This window comes from Kineococcus rhizosphaerae (assembly GCF_003002055.1).
Classification (GTDB): Bacteria; Actinomycetota; Actinomycetes; order Actinomycetales; family Kineococcaceae; genus Kineococcus; species Kineococcus rhizosphaerae.
This window is the reverse complement of record NZ_PVZF01000001.1, coordinates 576183-593906: the sequence shown is the minus strand read 5'-3', so window position 1 is coordinate 593906 and position 17724 is coordinate 576183. Positions and strand designations below refer to the sequence as shown.

Genomic DNA, 17724 nt, shown 5'->3' with positions numbered 1-17724 from the left:
GCGAACCTCTCGCAGGTCGAACTCGAGCACCGAACGTATACAATTCGGGCACCGTACTCTTCTCGTGTTTCCCCGGTGTTTCAAGAGGCCGGGGACCCGGGGACCGCCGGGTGGCGTCCCTCGGGTGGACGTACTCTCGAACACGTGTTCGAACGCCCGCGCCGCCACGGCCCGCCCGGCTGGCCCCGCGAGGTGCCGCCCCCGGACGCCGAGGACGTCGAGGACTGGCGCGTCGACGCCGTCGCCTGGTTGCTGGACCAGGCCCCGCCGGAGTTCCGCGGCTACCCCGCCGTGCGGCACCACCCGGTCCTGCTCGCCTGGCTCGTCGGGCACCACGTCGCCGCCCAGCAGGAGGCCGTCCGGCGGGCCCTCGGCACCGCCCGGCGCGACCTCGCCCACCGGTTGCCGCCCGAGGTCGCACCGGCGGTCTTCGACGTCCTCGAGCGCGAGGACCTGCGCCTGCGCCGGCTCGCCCGCGCGGTGGACCTGCTGCAGCAGGCGCTGGACGGCCGGAAGTTCGTGCCGCGACTGTGAACCACCGGTGCACGCTTGGCCCGCCCGGGCGGGTTCGGGGCGCTACCGTCCGGGCGGGCTCCTACACTCGCCCGAGTCAGACTGCCCGACCCCGGCGACACAGGAGGCCACCCCGCATGGGGCTGCTCGAGACGATCCAGGGGCCCGAGGACCTCAAGGCGCTCCCCGCCGAGCGCCTGCCGGCCCTGGCCGCGGAGGTCCGCGACTTCCTCGTCGCGGCCGTCAGCCGCACGGGCGGCCACCTGGGCCCCAACCTCGGCGTCGTGGAACTGACCATCGGTCTGCACCGCGTCTTCGACTCCCCGCGCGACCGGCTCGTCTTCGACACCGGTCACCAGAGCTACGTCCACAAGCTCCTGACGGGCCGGCAGGACTTCAGCCGGCTGCGCGAGGCCGGGGGCCTGTCCGGCTACCCCGCGCGCGCCGAGAGCGAGCACGACGTCGTGGAGAACTCGCACGCCTCGACGTCGCTGTCGTGGGCCGACGGGCTGGCCAAGGCGTTCGAGCTGCGCGGGGAGACCGACCGCCGGGTCGTGGCCGTCATCGGCGACGGGGCCCTGACGGGCGGGATGGCCTGGGAGGCCCTGAACAACATCGCCGCCGCCAACCGGCCGGTCATCGTCGTCGTCAACGACAACGAACGCTCCTACGCCCCCACCATCGGCGGGATGGCCTCGCACCTGGCGACCCTGCGCACGACCCGCGAGTACGAGAAGCTCATGGACTGGGGCAAGCGGTCCCTGGGGCGCGGCGGGGTCCCGGGCCGGCTGGCCTACGAGACGCTGCACGGCATGAAGCGCGGGATCAAGGACATCGTCGCCCCGCAGGGGCTGTTCGAGGACCTGGGCCTGAAGTACGTCGGGCCCGTCGACGGGCACGACACCGACGCCGTCGAGCACGCGCTGCGGCGGGCGCGGTCCTTCGGCGGCCCCGTCATCGTCCACGTCATCACCCAGAAGGGCCGCGGCTACCAGCCGGCCCTGGCCGACGACGCCGACCACTTCCACGCCGTCGGGGTCATCGACCCCGAGACGGGCGAGGCCCAGGCCACCTCCGGGGCGTCGTGGACCAGCGTCTTCGCCGACGAGGTGGTCGAGATCGCCGCCACGCGCCGCGACGTCGTGGGCATCACCGCGGCCATGCGGATCCCGGTGGGGCTGGAGAAGTTCGCCCAGGCCTTCCCCGAGCGCGTCTTCGACGTCGGCATCGCCGAGCAGCACGCCCTGACGTCGGCGGCCGGGATGGCCGCCGGGGGCCTGCACCCCGTCGTCGCCGTCTACGCCACCTTCCTCAACCGCGCCTTCGACCAGCTGCTGCTCGACGTGGCGCTGCACCGGGCCGGCGTCACCCTCGTCCTGGACCGCGCCGGGGTCACCGGCCCCGACGGCCCGAGCCACCACGGCGTCTGGGACCTCGCGATGTGCCGGCTCGTCCCCGGGTTGCGGCTGGCCGCCCCCCGCGACGCGCCGACGCTGCGCGAGGAGCTGCGCGAGGCCGTCGCCGTCGAGGACGCGCCCACGGTCGTGCGCTACAGCAAGGGCAAGGTCCCCGCGCCGATCCCGGCGATCGCCCGCGTCGGGCACGCCGACGTCCTGGAGGGCCCGGCCTGGGCCACCGGCGACGACGTCCTGCTCGTCGCGGTGGGCTCCCTCGTGCCGCGGGCCCTGGACGTCGCGGCGCGCCTGCGCGCCCACGGCGTCGGCGTCACCGTCGTCGACCCGCGCTGGGTCGTGCCCGTCGACGAGGCCCTCGTCGACCTCGCCCTCGGGCACCGCCACGTCGCGGTCCTGGAGGACGGCTGCGAGGTCGGCGGGTTCGGCTGGGCGCTGGCCGCCCGGCTGCGCGAACGCCACTGCCTCACGCCCGTGCACGTGTTCGCCCTGCCGCAGGAGTTCCTCGACGTCGGTGAGCGCGGCGCGATCCTCGACGAGGCCGGGCTCGCCCCGCAGGACGTCGCCCGCGCGATCGTCGAGGCCGTCGCCCAGGGCTCGGGTCAGCAGGTCCGCTCGAGCGAGGACCCCGAGGACGCCGCGTCCCCGACCTCGGGCGTCCCGCGCTCGGAGGAGTTCCCCTCCCGGTAGGCGTCGCGGCTCCCGGGCCGCCTCACTCCCGCAGGTCGACCGGTCCGTCGTGCACGGGGTACCCCGCCGCGACCCACGCCTCGACGCCGCCGATGAGGTCCGTCGTGCGGTGCAACCCGATGTCCCGCAACGACTTCGCCGCCAGTGACGAGCTGAACCCGTGCCGGCAGACCACGACCACCCGCAGGTCCGGCCCCGTCGCCTCCGGGATGCGCCAGGGCCACGCCGGGTCCAGCCGCCACTCCAGCACCGTCCGGTCGATGACGAGCGCGCCGGGGAACTCGCCCTGCTCCGCGCGGTGGGCGGGCGTGCGGGTGTCGACGACGAGGACGTCCCCGCCCGCCAGTTCGGCCGCCAGCCCGGCCGGCGTCAGCCGGTCCAGCCCGGCCCGGACCCGTTCCAGGTGCTCCTCGACGCTCACAGCAGGTCCCCCAGCCCGGCGGCCGCCCGGTCGAACTCCTCCGCCACCCCTTCGGCGACCAGGTCCACCGCCGGCCCCCACCCGTCGGCCGCCGCCCGCCGCAGCCCGTCGGCGTGCTCCTGCGCGCGCACGCGCACGGCCGCGACCACCTCGTCCTGCGCACCGGTCCACCTGTAGGCGGCGAGCAGGATCCCCAGCCGGCGGCGGTGCTCGGCCCGGTCCCGACCGTCCGGGCCCATCAGGGGGACCCAGCGCAGCGCGACGAACGCGAGGTCGCGCAGCGGCGGGGACGGGGCGAGCAGGTCCCAGTCGACGAAGCCGACGAGCTCACGGCGCGCGCGGTCCACCACGGCGTTGTACGGCGCCAGGTCCTGGTGGCCCAGGACCTGCCCGTCCTGCTCCCAGAACTCCCGCGAACCGTCGTGGAACGCCCGCAGCCACCGGCCGACGTCGGCGAGGAGCGCGTCGTCGAACACCCAGTCCGGCCAGGGGTCGGCCCCGCCGATCGTGCTGCCCGGCAGGTGCTCCCAGACCTCCCGGCCCGCCTCGTCCAGGCCGAGGGGGCGGGGGACCCGGTCGAAGCCGTGGTCGCGCAGGTGCTGCAGGAGCGCCTGGGCGGTGGGCGTCTGCGCCCCCGCCGCCTTGCGGACGGTGCGCCCGACCCGCACCGCACCGAGGTTCCTGCCCCCCGGCAGCGCGACCTCGGGTTCGGGGGCGAGGAACTCCTCGAGCAGGGTCCGGAAACTCCGCGGGTCGTCGCGCCAGGGGAAGTGGCGGGCCCCGGGCACCTGCACGAGCCGCCCGTGCGGGAAGAGGTCCGCGACCTGGCGCGCGACGTCCGGGGGACTGGCGACGTCGAGCTCCCCGGCGACCACCAGCGTCCGGCCCGGGAACCGGGCGAGCGCCGCGCGGGTGGCAGCGGGGTCGAACGCGCCGTCGGCCGCGAACTCCGCCGCCAGCGCCGGATCGGGGTCCTCGCCGGGGCGCCGGCCCGTGAACGGCCCGATCGCCTCGGCGTCGCCGGGTTCGGCCCGGCCGGAGGTGAGGCGCTGCAGCGCGGCCCAGGCGTCGCCGAACCAGGGTTCGGCGCGGCTCAGCCCGGCGGTGCGCAGCCGTGAGACCGCCGGGACGTCGATCCCCACCGCGAACACGCTCGGCGTGACGAGCACGAGGCGGTGCACCCGGTGGGCGAACCGCTCGAGGTAGCGCTGCACGACGTTCACGCCCGCCGAGTGCGCGACGAGGTCCACGACGGGCGGCCCGTGCACGGCCCGGACCTCCTCCAGCGCGTCGACGAGCTGGTCGCAGCGGCGGGCCGGGGCCCGGCGCAGGTCGGCGACGAGCGCCCCGTCGAGGGGGAAGTACGACGGGTCGAGCAGCGGGCCGCCCGGGACGAGCAGGACCGTCACGCGCCGTCCACCGCGAACCCGGTCCGCAGGGCGGCCAGCACCGTCGAACGCCGCACGGCGGCGGCCACGACGTCCGGGTCCGCCTCGCCCCCGAACCGCACCCGGGCGCCGGTGACCGTGCCGTCCTCGACCTCCACGTCGACGTGGACCTCGACGGTGTCCAGCCGCGGGTCGTGCGGGTCGTCGGCCACGTAGCGCAGGTCGTTGGCCAGGCAGCCCGCCAGGGCAAGCGCCAGGAGCTGGCCGCCGTTGAACCCCGTGCCGGTGCCGCCGGCGGCTCCCTCGGGACGGTCCACCACGAGCGAGTGCCCGCCGCAGCTGCCGATCGCGGTGGCGGTGCCGGCCACCGGCCGGGTGGTCGCGCTGATCGTCGTCATCCCCGCAGGATGGCGCGGGTCAGCGCTGCCCGGCCAGTGCGCGCAGCCGGCGACGGCGGCCCCGACCGGGCACCACGACCAGCAGGGCCCACGCCACGGCTCCGGCGACGCTCACCACCAGGGCGCTCGTGCGCGTGGTCGCGCTGTCCGGCCACCGGTGCACGAACCAGACCGTCAGCGCAGCGGTCAAGGTGCACCAGGCGAGGGCCCCGCCGCCGACGGCGGCCAGGGCCCGGCGCGATTGACGCACCCAACCGGCCGCGTACTCCACGGCCACGGGGGCCAGGGCGGGTTCGTCGGGCAGCCGACCCGCGGTCACGGCGCGGTGCACCGCCTCCTGCGTCGCCGCGTCGGGGGGCGTGCCGAAGCGGGCGACCACGGGTGGGTCGGTGTCCTCGGCGCGGTACAGCGACCCGACGGCCCCGCCGAGCACGGCGCCCACACCCACCAGCGCCCGTCCCCACTCGCCGAACAGGACGGCCACCAGCCCCACGACGGCGACGACGCGGCACAGCAGCTCCAGCAGTCCCCAGCGGGTCGGGCGGTGCCAGCGGCGCGGGGGCTGGTCCCAACGCCCCGGTGTCCCACCGCTCAGGCGGCGGCCTCGCGCTCGCGCACGGCGTGCTCGAGCATCTCGGCCAGCCGCCACGCCTCGGCCCGGGTGAGGTGGAAACCCATCTCGCGGTGCGTGCCGAGGCCGGAGTAGATCGCGATCCCGGACAGGTTCGGCTCGTGGCCGTCGTCCTCGATCACGCTCAGGCAGATCCACGGTTTGATGCCCGGGCGGAAGTGCGCCATCCGCATCGGCGGGACGTGCTTCTCACCCAGCAGGTAGGGCACGAGCATCCGTGCGTAGGCCAGGTCGTAGACCTCGGTGCGCCCCTCGGCGCGCAGGAAGACGTCGTTGCCGACGATGGACACCGACTCAGCGGCTGTGGCTCCGAGCTGCACCCGTCCATTTCAGCGGACGAACGGCCCCGTGTCACATTCGTTACCAAACCCCCACGAGCGCCGGGCGTGTCGCCGGGTCGTCGTCGCCGGTGGCGCGAGCGCACACCCGGCGCGGGCGGGTGAGCCGGGCTACTGGTTCTCCGCCAGCACGTCCTCCACGAGCCGGGGACTCGTCGGCGCGAGCGCCACCTCCTCGCGCGTCACGAGCACCGGCCGCCGGAAACCCCGCTCGGCGGGATTGCTCGCCATCCACGCCGCCCCCACGTAGGCGGGGTCGATGCGGGCCAGGTCGAACCAGCCGCGCGTCCGGTCCGGGACCGCGACCGCGCGCAGGACGTTGCCCGGGGTCCGGTCCGGCCCGGCGACGAGGTGCTCGCGCAGGGTCCGCGAGGCCAGCAGGGTGGGGACGTCGCAGCCGCCGACGGGCCGCAGGAGCCCGTCGGTCCGGCCACCGGCGTCGCGCAGCAGCCGCTGCACGACGAGCGCGCCGATCTCCTCCAGCCGCGCCAGGTCGGGCGCGGTCACGGCGCTGGCGTGCCCCGTGACGCGGGCCGAGACCACGGGGACCGGCAGGACCCGCTCGGACAGCCCCCGGGGGACGACGACCCCCATCCCCAGCCGCATCGCCCCGCCGAGGAAGACGGTGTGCGTCCACCCGGACTCCGGGTGGCGGTCGGCGCCGGCCGGGACCGCCAGCGGGACGAGACGGGCACCGTCGCGGTGCAGCTCCACGTGGGCGTGCAGGAGCTCGGAGACCCGCAGGCGGGCGACCTCCTCGGGGCTCTCACCCGCCGCCCGGGCGAGGTCGGCCCACTCCAGGGGCGTGCACCCGGGCAGGCGGACACCGTCGTCGTCCAGGTCCACGTCGAGGTCGTCCAGGACGCTCGTGGCGAGCACGCAGCGTCGCAGGAGAGCCCGGACGGGTGGCGACTGATCGGTGCTCACCCCACCGACCGTAGGCGACACCGCCTCCCGGGCCCCGGCATCGTCGCCCGGACGGCTCAGCGTGTCGCGAGGTGGAACCAGACCGTCTTCGCCGCGGGGGCGTCGTCGCGCGGCTGCGGCCACCCGTGCGACCCGTCGGTCCCCTCGACCCCGTCGTCGCTGCCGTAGACGCCCCACGCCGTCGCGAGCGCGTCGACCAGGGCGATCCCACGTCCGTCCACGGCCTGCGGCGTCTGCGGCAGCAGGCGCGGCCCGCTGCCCTCGCCGTCGGTGATGCCCACGAGGATGCCCTCGTCGTCGTGCGTCAACGACAGCGTCACCGGGGCGCGGCCGTGGTCGAGGGCGTTCTGGACGAGTTCGCTCGTGAGCAGCTCGGCGATCCACCGGCGCGCAGCGGGCAGGTGCTCGTCGGGGCAGTGGTCGCAGACCCAGTGCCGCGCCATCGCCGCGGCCGACAGGTGCGCGTCAAGGGTGAGACGTTCCACGTCCACCTCCGTCGACTCCTCGTCACCGCGTCGTGACCTGACGACGATGACGCACGACGCGCGCCCCGGCAAGGTGGAACGTGTCCCTGTCCGGAACTGTCTAGAACTCCTGGGCGACCTGGGGATCGGTGCCGGCCTCGACGGGGGTCTCGACGGTGGCCTCGGCCATGGCCCGCGCCACGGGAGCGCTCACGAGGTCCAGCTGCCACGCGCGGGCGCCGCGCGCCGCCAGCGCAGCCCGCACCCCGTCGGCGTCCAACGGCGACGGCGGGGCCCACACCACCCGCCGCAGCGCGTCCGGCTGCAGGAGGTTCTCCACCGGCAGCCCGTGCCCGGCGGCCAGGTCCGTCACCACCGCGCGCGCCGCGCTCAGCCGCGCCGCGGCCAGCGGGTCCTTGGCCGCCCAGGCCCGCGGCGGTGGCGGTCCGTCGCTGCGCGGGGTGTGGGCCGGCAGGTCGGCCTCGGGCAGCGCCGCCCCCCGGGCCACGGCCTCGAACCACACGTCCAGCCGCGAGCGCGACGCCCGGCCGGTGAAGCCCGGCGTCGCGGCCAGCGCCTGCGGCGTGCGCGGCACCGCCCGCGCCGCCGCCACGATCGCCGAGTCCGGCAGCAACCGGCCCGGGGAGGTGTCCTTCTGCCGGGCCTCGGCGTCCCGGGCCGACCACAGCTCCCGCACGACCGCCAGCTGCCGGCGCGAGCGCACCGCGTGCAGCCCCGAGACGCGCCGCCAGGGTTCGGCCGGCGGGGTCGGCGGGGGAGCGGCCGCGACGGCCGCGAACTCCTCCAGCGCCCACTGCAGCTTGCCCTGCGCCGCGAGGCGCTCGGCGAGCACGTCGCGCAGGCGCACGAGCACCTCGACGTCGAGGGCCGCGTACGTCAGCCACGGTTCGGGCAACGGCCGCGTCGACCAGTCCACCGCCGAGTGCTCCTTGGCCAGCCGCAACCCCAGCAGCTCCTCGACGACCGCCCCCAGACCCACCCGCGGCAGGCCGGCGATGCGCGAGCCGAGTTCGGTGTCGAACAACGACGTCGGCCGCATCCCCAGCTCGGCCAGGCACGGCAGGTCCTGGTTGGCCGCGTGCAGCACCCACTCGACGCCCTCCAGCGCCGCGCCCAGCGCCGACAGGTCCGGCAGCGCCGCCGGGTCGATCAGCGCCGTCCCCGCGCCCTCGCGGCGCAGCTGGACCAGGAACGCGCGCTGCCCGTACCGGTACCCCGACGCCCGCTCGGCGTCCACGGCCACCGGCCCGGACCCGGCCGCGAACGCGGCGACCACCTGCGCCAGCGCGGCCTCGTCGGTCACGACCGGCGGCAGACCGCCGGAGGGTGCCGACAGCAGCGGGAGCTCAGGCTCGTCGACCTGGTCCGGCTCTGTCGGCGTCGAAGTCACCGCCCCACCGTACGGGACCCCCCAGGTGGGGCGGCGCAGGACCAGCGGTGTCGCTCCCGGCCGTCGCGGCCGACCACCTCGACCGCGGGCCCGCGGCATCCGGGCGCGAGGAGGGGAACGAGGACGGGAACGACGAACGCCGCCCACCGGGGGGGGTGGGCGGCGCGTCGGGCGACGGGGGTCGCGGACCTACTGGATCACTCCGGCGCGCAGCGTGATGGCCACCATCTCGGCGCGGTCACCGGTGCCGAGCTTGCGGGCGATGCGGGCCAGGTGGCTCTTGACCGTCAGCGCGGACAGCCCCAGCAGGGCGCCGGTGTCCTTGTTCGAGCGGCCGTCGGCCACGTGCTGCAGCACCTCGACCTCGCGCTCGGACAGCGAGTCCACGCCGTTCTCCCCGCCGCGGCCCTCGAACCCGACACCCTCGGGCCGGGTGGTCACCAGGTAGCAGCGCACCCCGGCCGCGACCGCGCCGCGCACCGCGAACGGGTCCGCGTTCGAGGACAGCACCACGCAGCGGTTCCAGCCCGCCGAGCGCAGCTCGGAGACCAGCTGGGCCCCCGAACCGTCGGGCAGACCCGCGTCGGCGATGAACAGCGCGCGCGGGCCGGTGCGGGCCATCGCCCGCGCCTGGGCCACGCTCGTGGCGTGCTCGACGTTCACGGCGCCGAGCATGCGCAGCGTGCGCGTCACGGATTCGCGCACCGCGGGGTCCGCGACGGCGACCAGGGCCGCGAAGCGGCCGAGACGGGAAGGTACGGCCATCCCGGGGCGTTCGACGAGCGCAGTCACCGTCGTCCTCCTGCAGGCGAAAGGGCGCGCCCCTCGCGGGCACGCCTCTGGTTGCTGAGGAGGTGATCGGCCACCCGGGGGGTGGTCTTGAACGATTCGCGCGTGTTGGTGTCCCAGCCGTTGCCCGCGCCGTCCGCCGGGAGCGGTCAGCGGGTGCGGCGACCGAGGGAGGCGACGCCGTCCGGCAGGGGCGGCAGACCCGCCACCGTGCACACCAGCTCGCCCCACGCGCGCAGGTGGGCGGGCAGCTGGTCGGGGTCCTGCGGCGTCCACGACGCCCGCAGCTCCACGTCCACCGACGCCTCCCGGTCGGCCAGCGCGCCGTAGCCCTCCGAGAGCACCCGCGTGACCGTCCCGCCGACCTCCGAGGCCAGGGCCCCGGCCCCGGCGAGCCCGTCCTCCAGCCACGACCAGCCCACCGCACCCAGCATCGGGTCCGCGCCCAGCTCGGCCTCCAGGTCGGCCCGGGCGTAGGTCACGACGCGGAACGGCCCACCCCACTCCTGCGGGGAGGAGGGGTCGTGCAGCAGGATGAAGCGCCCCGTCGCGAGCTCGTCGCCGTCGACCACGACGTCACCGGCCACCGCCCACGCGTGCGGGGCGATCCGCGCCGGGGCCGGCACCTCGGTCAGCACGACCTCCGAGCGCAGGCGGACCTCGCGCACCGCCGCCACCGCCGCCTCGAAGGCTGACGGGAGGACGGGCGCAGCCGGTCCCGGTCGTCCTCGGCGCACGCTCACGGCAGCGAGCGTAGGCACGCACGCCCCGGTCGAGGCGCTGCCACGCCGTGGGAGCATCGCTCGCGTGAACTCGCCCTACCTGCACGCCGCCCGTGGCGGGACCACCCCCTCCAGGACCCCCGTGTGGTTCATGCGCCAGGCCGGGCGCTCCCTGCCGGAGTACCGCCGGGTGCGGGCCGGGACGACCATGCTGGAGTCCTGCCGCCGCCCCGAGCTGGTCGCCGAGATCACCCTGCAGCCCGTGCGGCGCTACGACGTCGACGCCGCCGTCTTCTACTCCGACATCGTCGTGCCCCTGGAGGCCGCCGGCGTCGGCGTCGAGATCGTCCCCGGCACCGGCCCCGTGATCGCCGAGCCCGTGCGCACCCGCGCCGACCTCGACCGCATCCCCGAGCTGTCCCTGGAGCAGCTGCAGCACGTCACCGACGCCGTCCGGCTCACGACGGCCCAGTTGGGCGACGTCCCGCTCATCGGGTTCGCCGGGGCCCCCTTCACCCTCGCCAGCTACCTCGTCGAGGGCGGCCCGTCCCGGGACCTGCTGCGCACCAAGGCCCTCATGCACGCCGACCCGCAGCTGTGGCACGACCTCGCCGCCCGCCTGGCCCGGATCACCGGGACCTTCCTGCGCGCGCAGGTCCTGGCCGGCGCCTCGGCGGTGCAGCTGTTCGACTCCTGGGTGGGCTCGGTGCCGCTGACCACCTACACCGACCTCGTGGCCCCCCACTCGGCCGCCGCCCTCGCCCACGTCGCGGACCTCGACGTGCCCCGCACCCACTTCGGCACCGGCACCGGTGAGCTCCTGGGCGCCATGGCCGCCATCGACGGCGGCGTCGACGTCCTCGGCGTCGACTTCCGCGTGCCCCTCGACGTCGGCGCCGCCCGCGGCCGCGCGGGCGCCGGGCGCCCCGTCGCCGTGCAGGGCAACCTCGACCCGGCCCTGCTGTTCGCCCCCTGGGACGTCCTGCGCGCCGACCTGCACCGCATCCTCGCCGAGGGCGAGCGCGCCGGGGCCGGGCACGTCGTCAACCTCGGCCACGGCGTGCCGCCCACCGCCGACCCCGACGTCCTGCAGCGCGTCGTCGAGGAGGTCCACGCGTGGCGGGGATGACCCCCCGGGCCGTCCCGCGGGTCGTTCCCCGGGTCGTGGTCGTCGGCGGTGGCCTGTCCGGTCTCGTCGCCGCCTGGGAGCTGTCGGGCGGCCTCGACGACGGCCACGGCCTCGACGTCGCGGTCGACGTCGAGGTCCTGGAGGCCTCCCCGGTCCTCGGCGGGGTCCTGCAGCGCGCCGACGTCGGCGGCCTCACCGTCGACCTGGGCGCCGAGTCCATGCTCGCGCGCCGTCCCGAGGGCACCGACCTGGCCGGTGAGCTCGGCCTCGACCTCGTCCACCCCGCCACCACGCGCGCCGCCGTGGCCACCGGGACCGGTCTGCGCCCCCTGCCCGCCGGGACCGTCATGGGGGTGCCCCGCAGCGCGGAGTCGGTCCGCGACCTCCTGCCCGCCGCCGACGCCGACCGCGTCGCGGCCGAACCCGAGCACCCCGCCGAGCCCCTCGCGCACGACGTCAGCGTCGGGGACTACGTCGCCGACCGCGTCGGGGACGCCGTCGTGGACCGCCTCGTCGAGCCCCTGCTCGGCGGGGTCTACGCCGGCCACGCCCGGCGGCTGTCCCTGCAGGCCACCGTGCCGGCCCTGTGGGCCCACGCCCGCCGCGGCGGCTCGCTCCTGCGCGGGCTCGGACCGGCGCCGCAGGTCACCGGGCCCGTCTTCGCCGGCCTCGACGGCGGCCTGGCCCGCCTGCCGCTGGCCCTGGCCGACCGGCTGCGCGCGCGCGGCGTCACGCTCCGCACCGGCACCGGCGTCACCCGCCTGGAGCGCACCCCCACCGGCTGGCTCGTCGACGGCCGCCCGGCCGACGCCGTCGTCCTCGCGGTGCCCGCCCCCGCCGCCGCGCGGCTGCTGGGCACCGCCGTGCCCGCCGCGGCGGCCGAGCTGGGCGCCGTCGAGACCGCGAGCATGGTCATCACCGCGCTCGCCGTCCCCGCCGCCGACCTCGTCGGTCTGCAGGGCTCGGGGGTCCTCGTCCCGCCCGTCATCGCGGCCGCCGAGGGCTTGCGCGCCAAGGCGTTGACCCTGTCGGGCAACAAGTGGGACTGGGTGGGGCACCAGAGCCCGGACCTGGCCGTGCTGCGGGTCTCGCTGGGGCGGGCGGGGGAGACCGAGGCCCTGGAGGCCGACGACGCCGACGTGCTGCGCTGGGCCGCGGCCGACGCCGGCCAACTGCTGGGCCGCGACCTGCACCCCGTCGACCACGCCGTCGTCCGCTGGGTCGACGGCCTGCCCCAGTACGCCGTGGGGCACCTGGACCGGGTCGCGAGGATCCGCTCGGCCGTCGCGGCCGCCGGTCACCTGGCGCTGTGCGGGTCGGTCCTCGACGGCGTCGGCGTGCCCGCCTGCATCGGCGCGGCCCGTCGCGCCGCACGGGAGGTCGCCGCCGGGCTCGCGGGGCGCTGAGGGAGAATCGCCGCATGTCCGAGCACGCAGCACCCACCGCCGACCAGATCAACGACACCATCGCCTACACCATGTGGTCCGTCTTCGCCGTCGAGACCACCCTGGGCGAGGCCGACCGGGCCGCCTACGCCCAGGAGGTCCAGGACCTGCTCGACGAGCTCACCGGCAAGGGGCTGGTCGTCCGCGGCCTGTACGACGTCGCCGGTCTGCGCGCCGACGCCGACCTCATGTTCTGGTGGTACGCCCCGACCGTCGAACTGGTCCAGGAGGCCTACCGCCGCTTCCGGACCACCCGCCTCGGCAAGCACCTGACGCCCGTCTGGTCCGTCGTCGGGCTGCACCGCCCCGCCGAGTTCAACCGCGGCCACGTCCCGGCGTTCATGTCCGGGGAGGAGGCCCGCGACTACATGAGCGTCTACCCGTTCGTGCGCTCCTACGACTGGTACCTGCTGCCCGAGGACGAGCGCAGGAAGATGCTGCGCGACCACGGACTGGCGGCGCGTCCCTACGAGGACGTGCGGGCCAACACGGTCTCCGCGTTCGCCCTGGGCGACTACGAGTGGATCCTCGCCTTCGAGGCCGACGAGCTGCACCGCATCGTCGACCTCATGCGCGAGCTGCGGAACACCGAGGCCCGACGCCACGTCCGCGAGGAGGTCCCGTTCTTCACCGGGCCGCGGGTCGAGCTGGGGGAACTGGTCTCCACCCTGCCCTGACCCCGGCCCGGCCGCGGACCGAGCGGGGTCCGCTCAGACCTGGCGGTAGTCCTGCTCGGAGTCGAGCTCCGCGCCCGAGGAGGCGTCCACGTCGGGCTCCTCCTGGGCGAGGCGCTCCTCGAGCGTCTCGTCGTCCCGGTCGCCGTCGGCGATGATCTCGGCGGTGAAGCTGCTCAGGTGGTTCTCCGGCTCCCACCCCTGGTCGTCCTGGTCGTCGCGCATGAGCGTGTCGTTCGACAGGACCTCGGGGTCGTCGGCCGAGGGGGAGGCGTCCGAGTCGACCTGCTGGAGGTCGGGGTCCGCCAGCGGGTCGACGTCGGGGTCACGGGGTTCGTAGGGCTGCTCGCTCATGCAGCCCAGCCTGCCTCAGGCCTGCGTGGGCCGCAGGGTGAGGCTGATCGAGTTGATGCAGTACCGCTGGTCCGTGGGGGTCGGGAAACCCTCGCCCTCGAACACGTGCCCCAGGTGCGAACCGCACGTGGCGCAGCGCACCTCCACGCGGCGCATGCCCAGGGAGTCGTCCTCGAGCAGTTCCACGGCCGAGGAGTCCTTGGGGTCGTAGAACGCCGGCCACCCGCAGTGGGCGTTGAACTTCTCGTCGCTGGTGAACAGCTCGGCCCCGCACGCGCGGCACGCGTACACGCCCTCGGTCTCGGTGTCCTCGTACTCGCCGGTGAAGGGGCGCTCGGTGCCGGCCTGGCGCAGCACGTGGTACTCCATCGGGTCCAGCTGGGCGCGCCACTGCTCGTCGGTCTTCGTGACGTCGTAGGTCTTGCGGCTGGTCTCGGGCGTGTGCGCAGTCATGTCAGGTCCAACCTCTCCGGGGGGGCGGGTGTTCCGTCACCCCAGCCGCGTCGTGCCGGCGTAGACGTGCAGGACGGGCACGCCGAGGGTGTCGCGGGCCTTGGAGGCCCAGTCGGCGTGGAAGGTGTCCTCGACCGCGTGCGGGCGGGTCACGACGACGAGCTCGCGCGCGTCGGGCTCGTCGGCCAGGGCCCGGCGCACGGCCGGCAGCGGGTCGTCGTCGGTGGTGCGCCCCTCGGCCGTCAGGCCCTCGGCCCGCAACGCCTCCAGCGTCGCCCGCAGGGCCGCCTCGGCGTCGGCGCGGGCCGCGTCGGCGCTCGGCTGCCCGGCGCGCAGGTCCGCGACCGCCTCCCGGAACTCGCCCAGGCTCACGTGGTCCAGGACGTCGGCGAGCAGGTTGCGGCGGGAGTCGGCGGGCACCAGCACGAGGTGGCGCACGTCCTGGCCCTCGGCGCGCTCGGCGGCGTGCAGCGCGGCGACGTTGCGGGCGTCGACGTCCCCGAAGGCCTCCTCGGTCAGGACGACGACGGTCCAGGGCTGGGTGTCTGCGGTCGGCACCCTGGCGACGATATCGGGGGCGCTCGCGGGCGGGCGCGCGGTGTCGGGCAGGATCGGGGCGTGATCAGCACCGCGCCGCTGCGCTGGGCCGCCCCCGCGGCCCTCTTCGGCGCGGCCGGGCTCGCCCACCTGCTGCGGCCCGCCGGTTTCGACGCCATCGTCCCCCGGGCCCTGCCCGGGCGCGCGCGCACCTGGACGAACGTCTCCGGCGCCCTCGAACTGGCCCTGGCGCTGGGGTTCACCGTCCCCGCCGCCCGGCCCGCGACCGCGCGCGCCGCCGTCGCCCTCCTGCTCGCCGTCTGGCCCGCCAACGGGCAGATGGCGCTCGACGCCTGGCGCGGTGGGTCCGGGGTGCGCCGGGCCGTGACCACCGCGCGGCTGCCGCTGCAGGTCCCGCTGATCCGGCTCGTCGCGCGGGCCGGCCGGTGAACGGGCGCCGCGCCGCGCTCGTGGGGGCCGTGGCCACGACCGCCGCCGCGACCGTCACCGGCGCCGTGCTGACCGCGACGGCGGTCTCCTTCGCCCGGGCGGTCGTCACCCCGCGCCGGCACAAGCCCGACGACGTCGAGGTCCTGCAGGTCGGGCCCCGCCGCGTCGTCCTGTCGGCCACCGCCGACTCGGTCGTCCCGGGCCGCTACGGCGTGTGGACCGACGGCGGCCGGGGGCACTTCCGCGTCGGGCGGGTCCTGGAGGTCACGCCCGAGCGCGTCACCCGGGAACTGCTGGGCGTCGACGCGGGGACCCCGGCGCCGGGGCACGCGCGGTGGAACCAGTACTACTACGCCGGCGACCCCACCACGGCGCTCGGGCTCGAGCACGAGGACCTGACGATCACCAGCGCGGTGGGCGACCTGCCCTGCTGGTTCGTGCCGGCCCCCGCCGCGGGGGGCGCGGCGGAGCAGGAGGACCGGGACACCTGGGCGCTCCTCGTCCACGGTCGCGGCGCCACCCGCGAGGAGGCGCTGCGCGCGATCCCCGTCCTGCACGGCCTGGGCCTGCCGTGCCTGGTGCCGAGCTACCGCAACGACGCCGAGGCCCCCGAGGCGAGACCCGGCCGGTACGGGCTGGGCGACACCGAGTGGCGCGACGTCGAGGCCGCCGCGCGACACGCCCTGGACCACGGGGCCCGCCGGCTGCTGGTCGTCGGGTGGTCGATGGGCGGGGCGATCCTGCTGCAGTTCGTGGCCCGCTCGGACCTGGCCGGCACGGTCGTCGCCCTCGTGCTCGACGGCCCCGTCGTCGACTGGTACGACGTCCTGGACCACCAGGCGCGCCGGCGGGGGGTGCCGATCCGGCTGGGGCGCTACGGGTTGCAGCTCCTCGGGCACCCGCTCGGGCGGCGCCTGGTCGGCCTCGAGGGGCCGGTGGACCTGCGGACGATGGACTGGGTGACGCGCGCGGAGGAACTCCTCCTGCCGGTCCTGCTGCTGCACTCCGACGCCGACGACTACGTGCCGTCGGGTCCCTCGCAGCGGCTGGCGCAGGCCCGCCCCGACCTGGTGACGTACGTCGCGAGCAGCACGGCGCGGCACACCAAGGAGTGGAACGTCGACCCCGCGCGCTGGGAGTCGGAGGTCGCCGAGTTCGTCAGGTCGAAACTGGAGGTCGTCCCGTGAGCGTCGCGCAGGCCCTGTGGACCACCGGACCCGGCCGGGCCGAGCTCCGCGAGGAGTTCCTGCCCGTCATCGGCGCCGCCGACGTGGAGGTCCGCACCGAGTTCTCCGCCGTGAGCCGGGGGACCGAGGCGCTGGTGCTGTCCGGGGGTGTTCCCCCCAGCCAGCACGACGCCATGCGCGCCCCCTACCAGTCCGGGGAGTTCCCCTACCCGGTGAAGTACGGGTACCTGTCCGTCGGGGTCGTCGAGCAGGCCGGCCCGCGCGCGCAGGACCTCGTGGGGCGCAGGGTGTTCTGCCTGCACCCGCACCAGGACCGCTACGTCGTGCCCGCCTCGGCGGTGCTGCCCGTCCCGGCCGGTGTCCCCGCCGGGCGGGCCGTGCTGGCGGGGATGCTGGAGACCGCGGTCAACGGGGTGTGGGACGCGCAGCTGGGCATCGGCGACCGGGTCAGCGTCGTGGGCGCCGGGGTGCTGGGCCTGCTCGTGGCGACGCTGGCCGCCCGGGTGCCCGGCACCGACGTGGAGGCCGTCGACGTGCGCACCGAGCGCGCCGGGACCGCCGAGCGCCTCGGGTTCCGGCTGGTGGCCCCCGACGACGCCCGCCGCGAGCGCGACGTCGTGCTGCACACCAGCGGGACGGGGCCCGGGCTCACGACCGGGTTGCAGCTGCTGGGCGACGAGGGGCTGCTCACCGAGCTCAGCTGGTACGGCGACCGCACGGTCGAGGTCGGGCTGGGCGAGGGGTTCCACGCGCGCCGCCTGACCATCCGCGCCTCCCAGGTGGGGCGCGTCCCCCCGGCGCGGGCGCCGCGCTGGACCACCCGCCGCCGGCTGGCCCTCGCCCTGGACCTGCTCGCCGACGAGACGTTCGACGCGCTGCTCGACGGCGTCAGCCCGTTCGCGGAGGCCGCCGAGGTGCTGCCCCGGGTCGCGGCCGCCGGCGGGGACGCCCTGTGCCACCGCTTCAGCTACTGATCCCCTGGTGATCCCCGCCTCGAGAGGAGTCCGTCCGTGTACTCGCTGACCGTCCGGGACCGCGTCATGGTCGCCCACAGCTTCACGGGGGAGGTGTTCGGCCCGGCGCAGCGCCTGCACGGGGCGACGTTCGTCGTGGAGGCCACGTTCCGCCGTTCCGCGCTCGACGCCGACGGGCTCGTCGTCGACATCGGGGTGGCCTCGCGGGTGCTGCGCGAGGTGCTGGCGCAGCTGGACTACCGCAACCTCGACGACGTGCCGGAGCTCGCGGGCCGCAACACCACGACGGAGTTCCTCTGCGGCTGGATCGCGGGTCGGCTGGCCGAGGCGCTGCCCGCGACGGGGCTGGAGCAGATCTCGGTGCTGCTGCGCGAGTCCGACGTCGCGTGGGCCGCGTACGACGTGACGCTGTGACGT

General features: G+C 76.1%; 22 protein-coding genes. 9 read left to right on the top strand and 13 right to left on the bottom strand.

Features of this window, described 5'->3' with window-relative positions; all coding sequences use genetic code 11:
• Positions 1–144: 144 nt before the first annotated feature.
• Positions 145–534 (top strand): hypothetical protein, encoded by a 390-nt coding sequence (locus tag CLV37_RS02920; protein WP_245885209.1) that lies wholly within the window; start codon positions 145–147, stop codon positions 532–534.
• Positions 535–650: 116 nt separating this feature from the next.
• Complete coding sequence (gene dxs / locus CLV37_RS02915; protein WP_106206736.1) at positions 651–2615, top strand: 1-deoxy-D-xylulose-5-phosphate synthase; 1965 nt, start codon at positions 651–653, stop codon at positions 2613–2615.
• A 22-nt stretch (positions 2616–2637) separates the two neighbouring features.
• On the opposite strand, the gene CLV37_RS02910 is transcribed toward dxs, so the two are convergent.
• The 10 genes from CLV37_RS02910 to CLV37_RS02865 form a co-directional block, all read right to left on the bottom strand.
• Positions 2638–3036: a rhodanese-like domain-containing protein gene (locus CLV37_RS02910; protein ID WP_106206734.1), complete on the bottom strand. Its 399-nt coding sequence runs from the start codon at positions 3034–3036 to the stop codon at positions 2638–2640.
• Positions 3033–4445 carry an alpha/beta fold hydrolase gene (locus CLV37_RS02905; RefSeq protein ID WP_106206732.1) on the bottom strand — a complete coding sequence of 471 codons (1413 nt, stop codon included), beginning with the start codon at positions 4443–4445 and terminating at the stop codon, positions 3033–3035. The genes CLV37_RS02910 and CLV37_RS02905 overlap by 4 nt, the downstream gene beginning before the upstream one ends.
• Positions 4442–4822, bottom strand: a complete 381-nt coding sequence (locus CLV37_RS02900) for an OsmC family protein (RefSeq protein ID WP_106206730.1) — start codon at positions 4820–4822, stop codon at positions 4442–4444. Before CLV37_RS02900 ends, CLV37_RS02905 begins: the two co-directional genes overlap by 4 nt.
• Before the next feature lie 19 nt (positions 4823–4841).
• Positions 4842–5306 carry a hypothetical protein gene (locus CLV37_RS02895; RefSeq protein WP_146149276.1) on the bottom strand — a complete coding sequence of 155 codons (465 nt, stop codon included), beginning with the start codon at positions 5304–5306 and terminating at the stop codon, positions 4842–4844.
• A 107-nt stretch (positions 5307–5413) separates the two neighbouring features.
• Positions 5414–5743 (bottom strand): hypothetical protein, encoded by a 330-nt coding sequence (locus tag CLV37_RS02890; protein ID WP_106206726.1) that lies wholly within the window; start codon positions 5741–5743, stop codon positions 5414–5416.
• 159 nt (positions 5744–5902) lie between these two features.
• Positions 5903–6718, bottom strand: a complete 816-nt coding sequence (locus CLV37_RS02885; protein WP_146149275.1) for a hypothetical protein — start codon at positions 6716–6718, stop codon at positions 5903–5905.
• A 56-nt stretch (positions 6719–6774) separates the two neighbouring features.
• Positions 6775–7203 (bottom strand): ATP-binding protein, encoded by a 429-nt coding sequence (locus tag CLV37_RS02880; RefSeq protein ID WP_146149274.1) that lies wholly within the window; start codon positions 7201–7203, stop codon positions 6775–6777.
• A gap of 100 nt (positions 7204–7303) precedes the next feature.
• Positions 7304–8593, bottom strand: a complete 1290-nt coding sequence (locus CLV37_RS02875) for an HRDC domain-containing protein (RefSeq protein WP_211298321.1) — start codon at positions 8591–8593, stop codon at positions 7304–7306.
• 189 nt (positions 8594–8782) lie between these two features.
• Positions 8783–9385 (bottom strand): response regulator transcription factor, encoded by a 603-nt coding sequence (locus CLV37_RS02870; protein ID WP_106206718.1) that lies wholly within the window; start codon positions 9383–9385, stop codon positions 8783–8785.
• Positions 9386–9531: 146 nt separating this feature from the next.
• Complete coding sequence (locus tag CLV37_RS02865) at positions 9532–10125, bottom strand: DUF3000 domain-containing protein (protein WP_245885208.1); 594 nt, start codon at positions 10123–10125, stop codon at positions 9532–9534.
• A 37-nt stretch (positions 10126–10162) separates the two neighbouring features.
• Between CLV37_RS02865 and hemE the strand changes: the two genes are divergently transcribed.
• Genes hemE through hemQ form a run of 3 tightly spaced genes read left to right on the top strand, consistent with a single transcriptional unit; the run spans position 10163 to position 13355 of the window.
• Complete coding sequence (gene hemE / locus CLV37_RS02860; protein ID WP_170127052.1) at positions 10163–11233, top strand: uroporphyrinogen decarboxylase; 1071 nt, start codon at positions 10163–10165, stop codon at positions 11231–11233.
• Positions 11230–12639, top strand: a complete 1410-nt coding sequence (gene hemG / locus CLV37_RS02855) for a protoporphyrinogen oxidase (RefSeq protein WP_106207418.1) — start codon at positions 11230–11232, stop codon at positions 12637–12639. Before hemE ends, hemG begins: the two co-directional genes overlap by 4 nt.
• A gap of 14 nt (positions 12640–12653) precedes the next feature.
• Positions 12654–13355 carry a hydrogen peroxide-dependent heme synthase gene (gene hemQ, locus CLV37_RS02850; protein ID WP_106206716.1) on the top strand — a complete coding sequence of 234 codons (702 nt, stop codon included), beginning with the start codon at positions 12654–12656 and terminating at the stop codon, positions 13353–13355.
• A gap of 33 nt (positions 13356–13388) precedes the next feature.
• On the opposite strand, the gene CLV37_RS02845 is transcribed toward hemQ, so the two are convergent.
• The 3 genes from CLV37_RS02845 to CLV37_RS02835 are packed head-to-tail and all read right to left on the bottom strand — an operon-like array spanning position 13389 to position 14717.
• Positions 13389–13706, bottom strand: coding sequence for a hypothetical protein (locus CLV37_RS02845; protein WP_106206714.1), 318 nt, complete (start codon positions 13704–13706; stop codon positions 13389–13391).
• 15 nt (positions 13707–13721) lie between these two features.
• Positions 13722–14159, bottom strand: a complete 438-nt coding sequence (gene msrB / locus CLV37_RS02840) for a peptide-methionine (R)-S-oxide reductase MsrB (RefSeq protein ID WP_106206712.1) — start codon at positions 14157–14159, stop codon at positions 13722–13724.
• A 36-nt stretch (positions 14160–14195) separates the two neighbouring features.
• On the bottom strand, positions 14196–14717 hold the full coding sequence (locus CLV37_RS02835; RefSeq protein ID WP_106206710.1) for a hypothetical protein: 522 nt from the start codon (positions 14715–14717) through the stop codon (positions 14196–14198).
• A 60-nt stretch (positions 14718–14777) separates the two neighbouring features.
• On the opposite strand from CLV37_RS02835, the gene CLV37_RS02830 reads away from it, so the two are divergent.
• The 4 genes from CLV37_RS02830 to CLV37_RS02815 are packed head-to-tail and all read left to right on the top strand — an operon-like array spanning position 14778 to position 17721.
• On the top strand, positions 14778–15146 hold the full coding sequence (locus CLV37_RS02830; RefSeq protein ID WP_211298319.1) for a hypothetical protein: 369 nt from the start codon (positions 14778–14780) through the stop codon (positions 15144–15146).
• On the top strand, positions 15143–16333 hold the full coding sequence (locus CLV37_RS02825; RefSeq protein WP_106206707.1) for an alpha/beta hydrolase family protein: 1191 nt from the start codon (positions 15143–15145) through the stop codon (positions 16331–16333). The genes CLV37_RS02830 and CLV37_RS02825 overlap by 4 nt, the downstream gene beginning before the upstream one ends.
• Positions 16330–17307 (top strand): zinc-dependent alcohol dehydrogenase, encoded by a 978-nt coding sequence (locus CLV37_RS02820; RefSeq protein ID WP_106206705.1) that lies wholly within the window; start codon positions 16330–16332, stop codon positions 17305–17307. The genes CLV37_RS02825 and CLV37_RS02820 overlap by 4 nt, the downstream gene beginning before the upstream one ends.
• A 36-nt stretch (positions 17308–17343) precedes the next feature.
• Positions 17344–17721: a 6-pyruvoyl trahydropterin synthase family protein gene (locus tag CLV37_RS02815; protein WP_106206703.1), complete on the top strand. Its 378-nt coding sequence runs from the start codon at positions 17344–17346 to the stop codon at positions 17719–17721.
• Positions 17722–17724 lie beyond the last annotated feature (3 nt).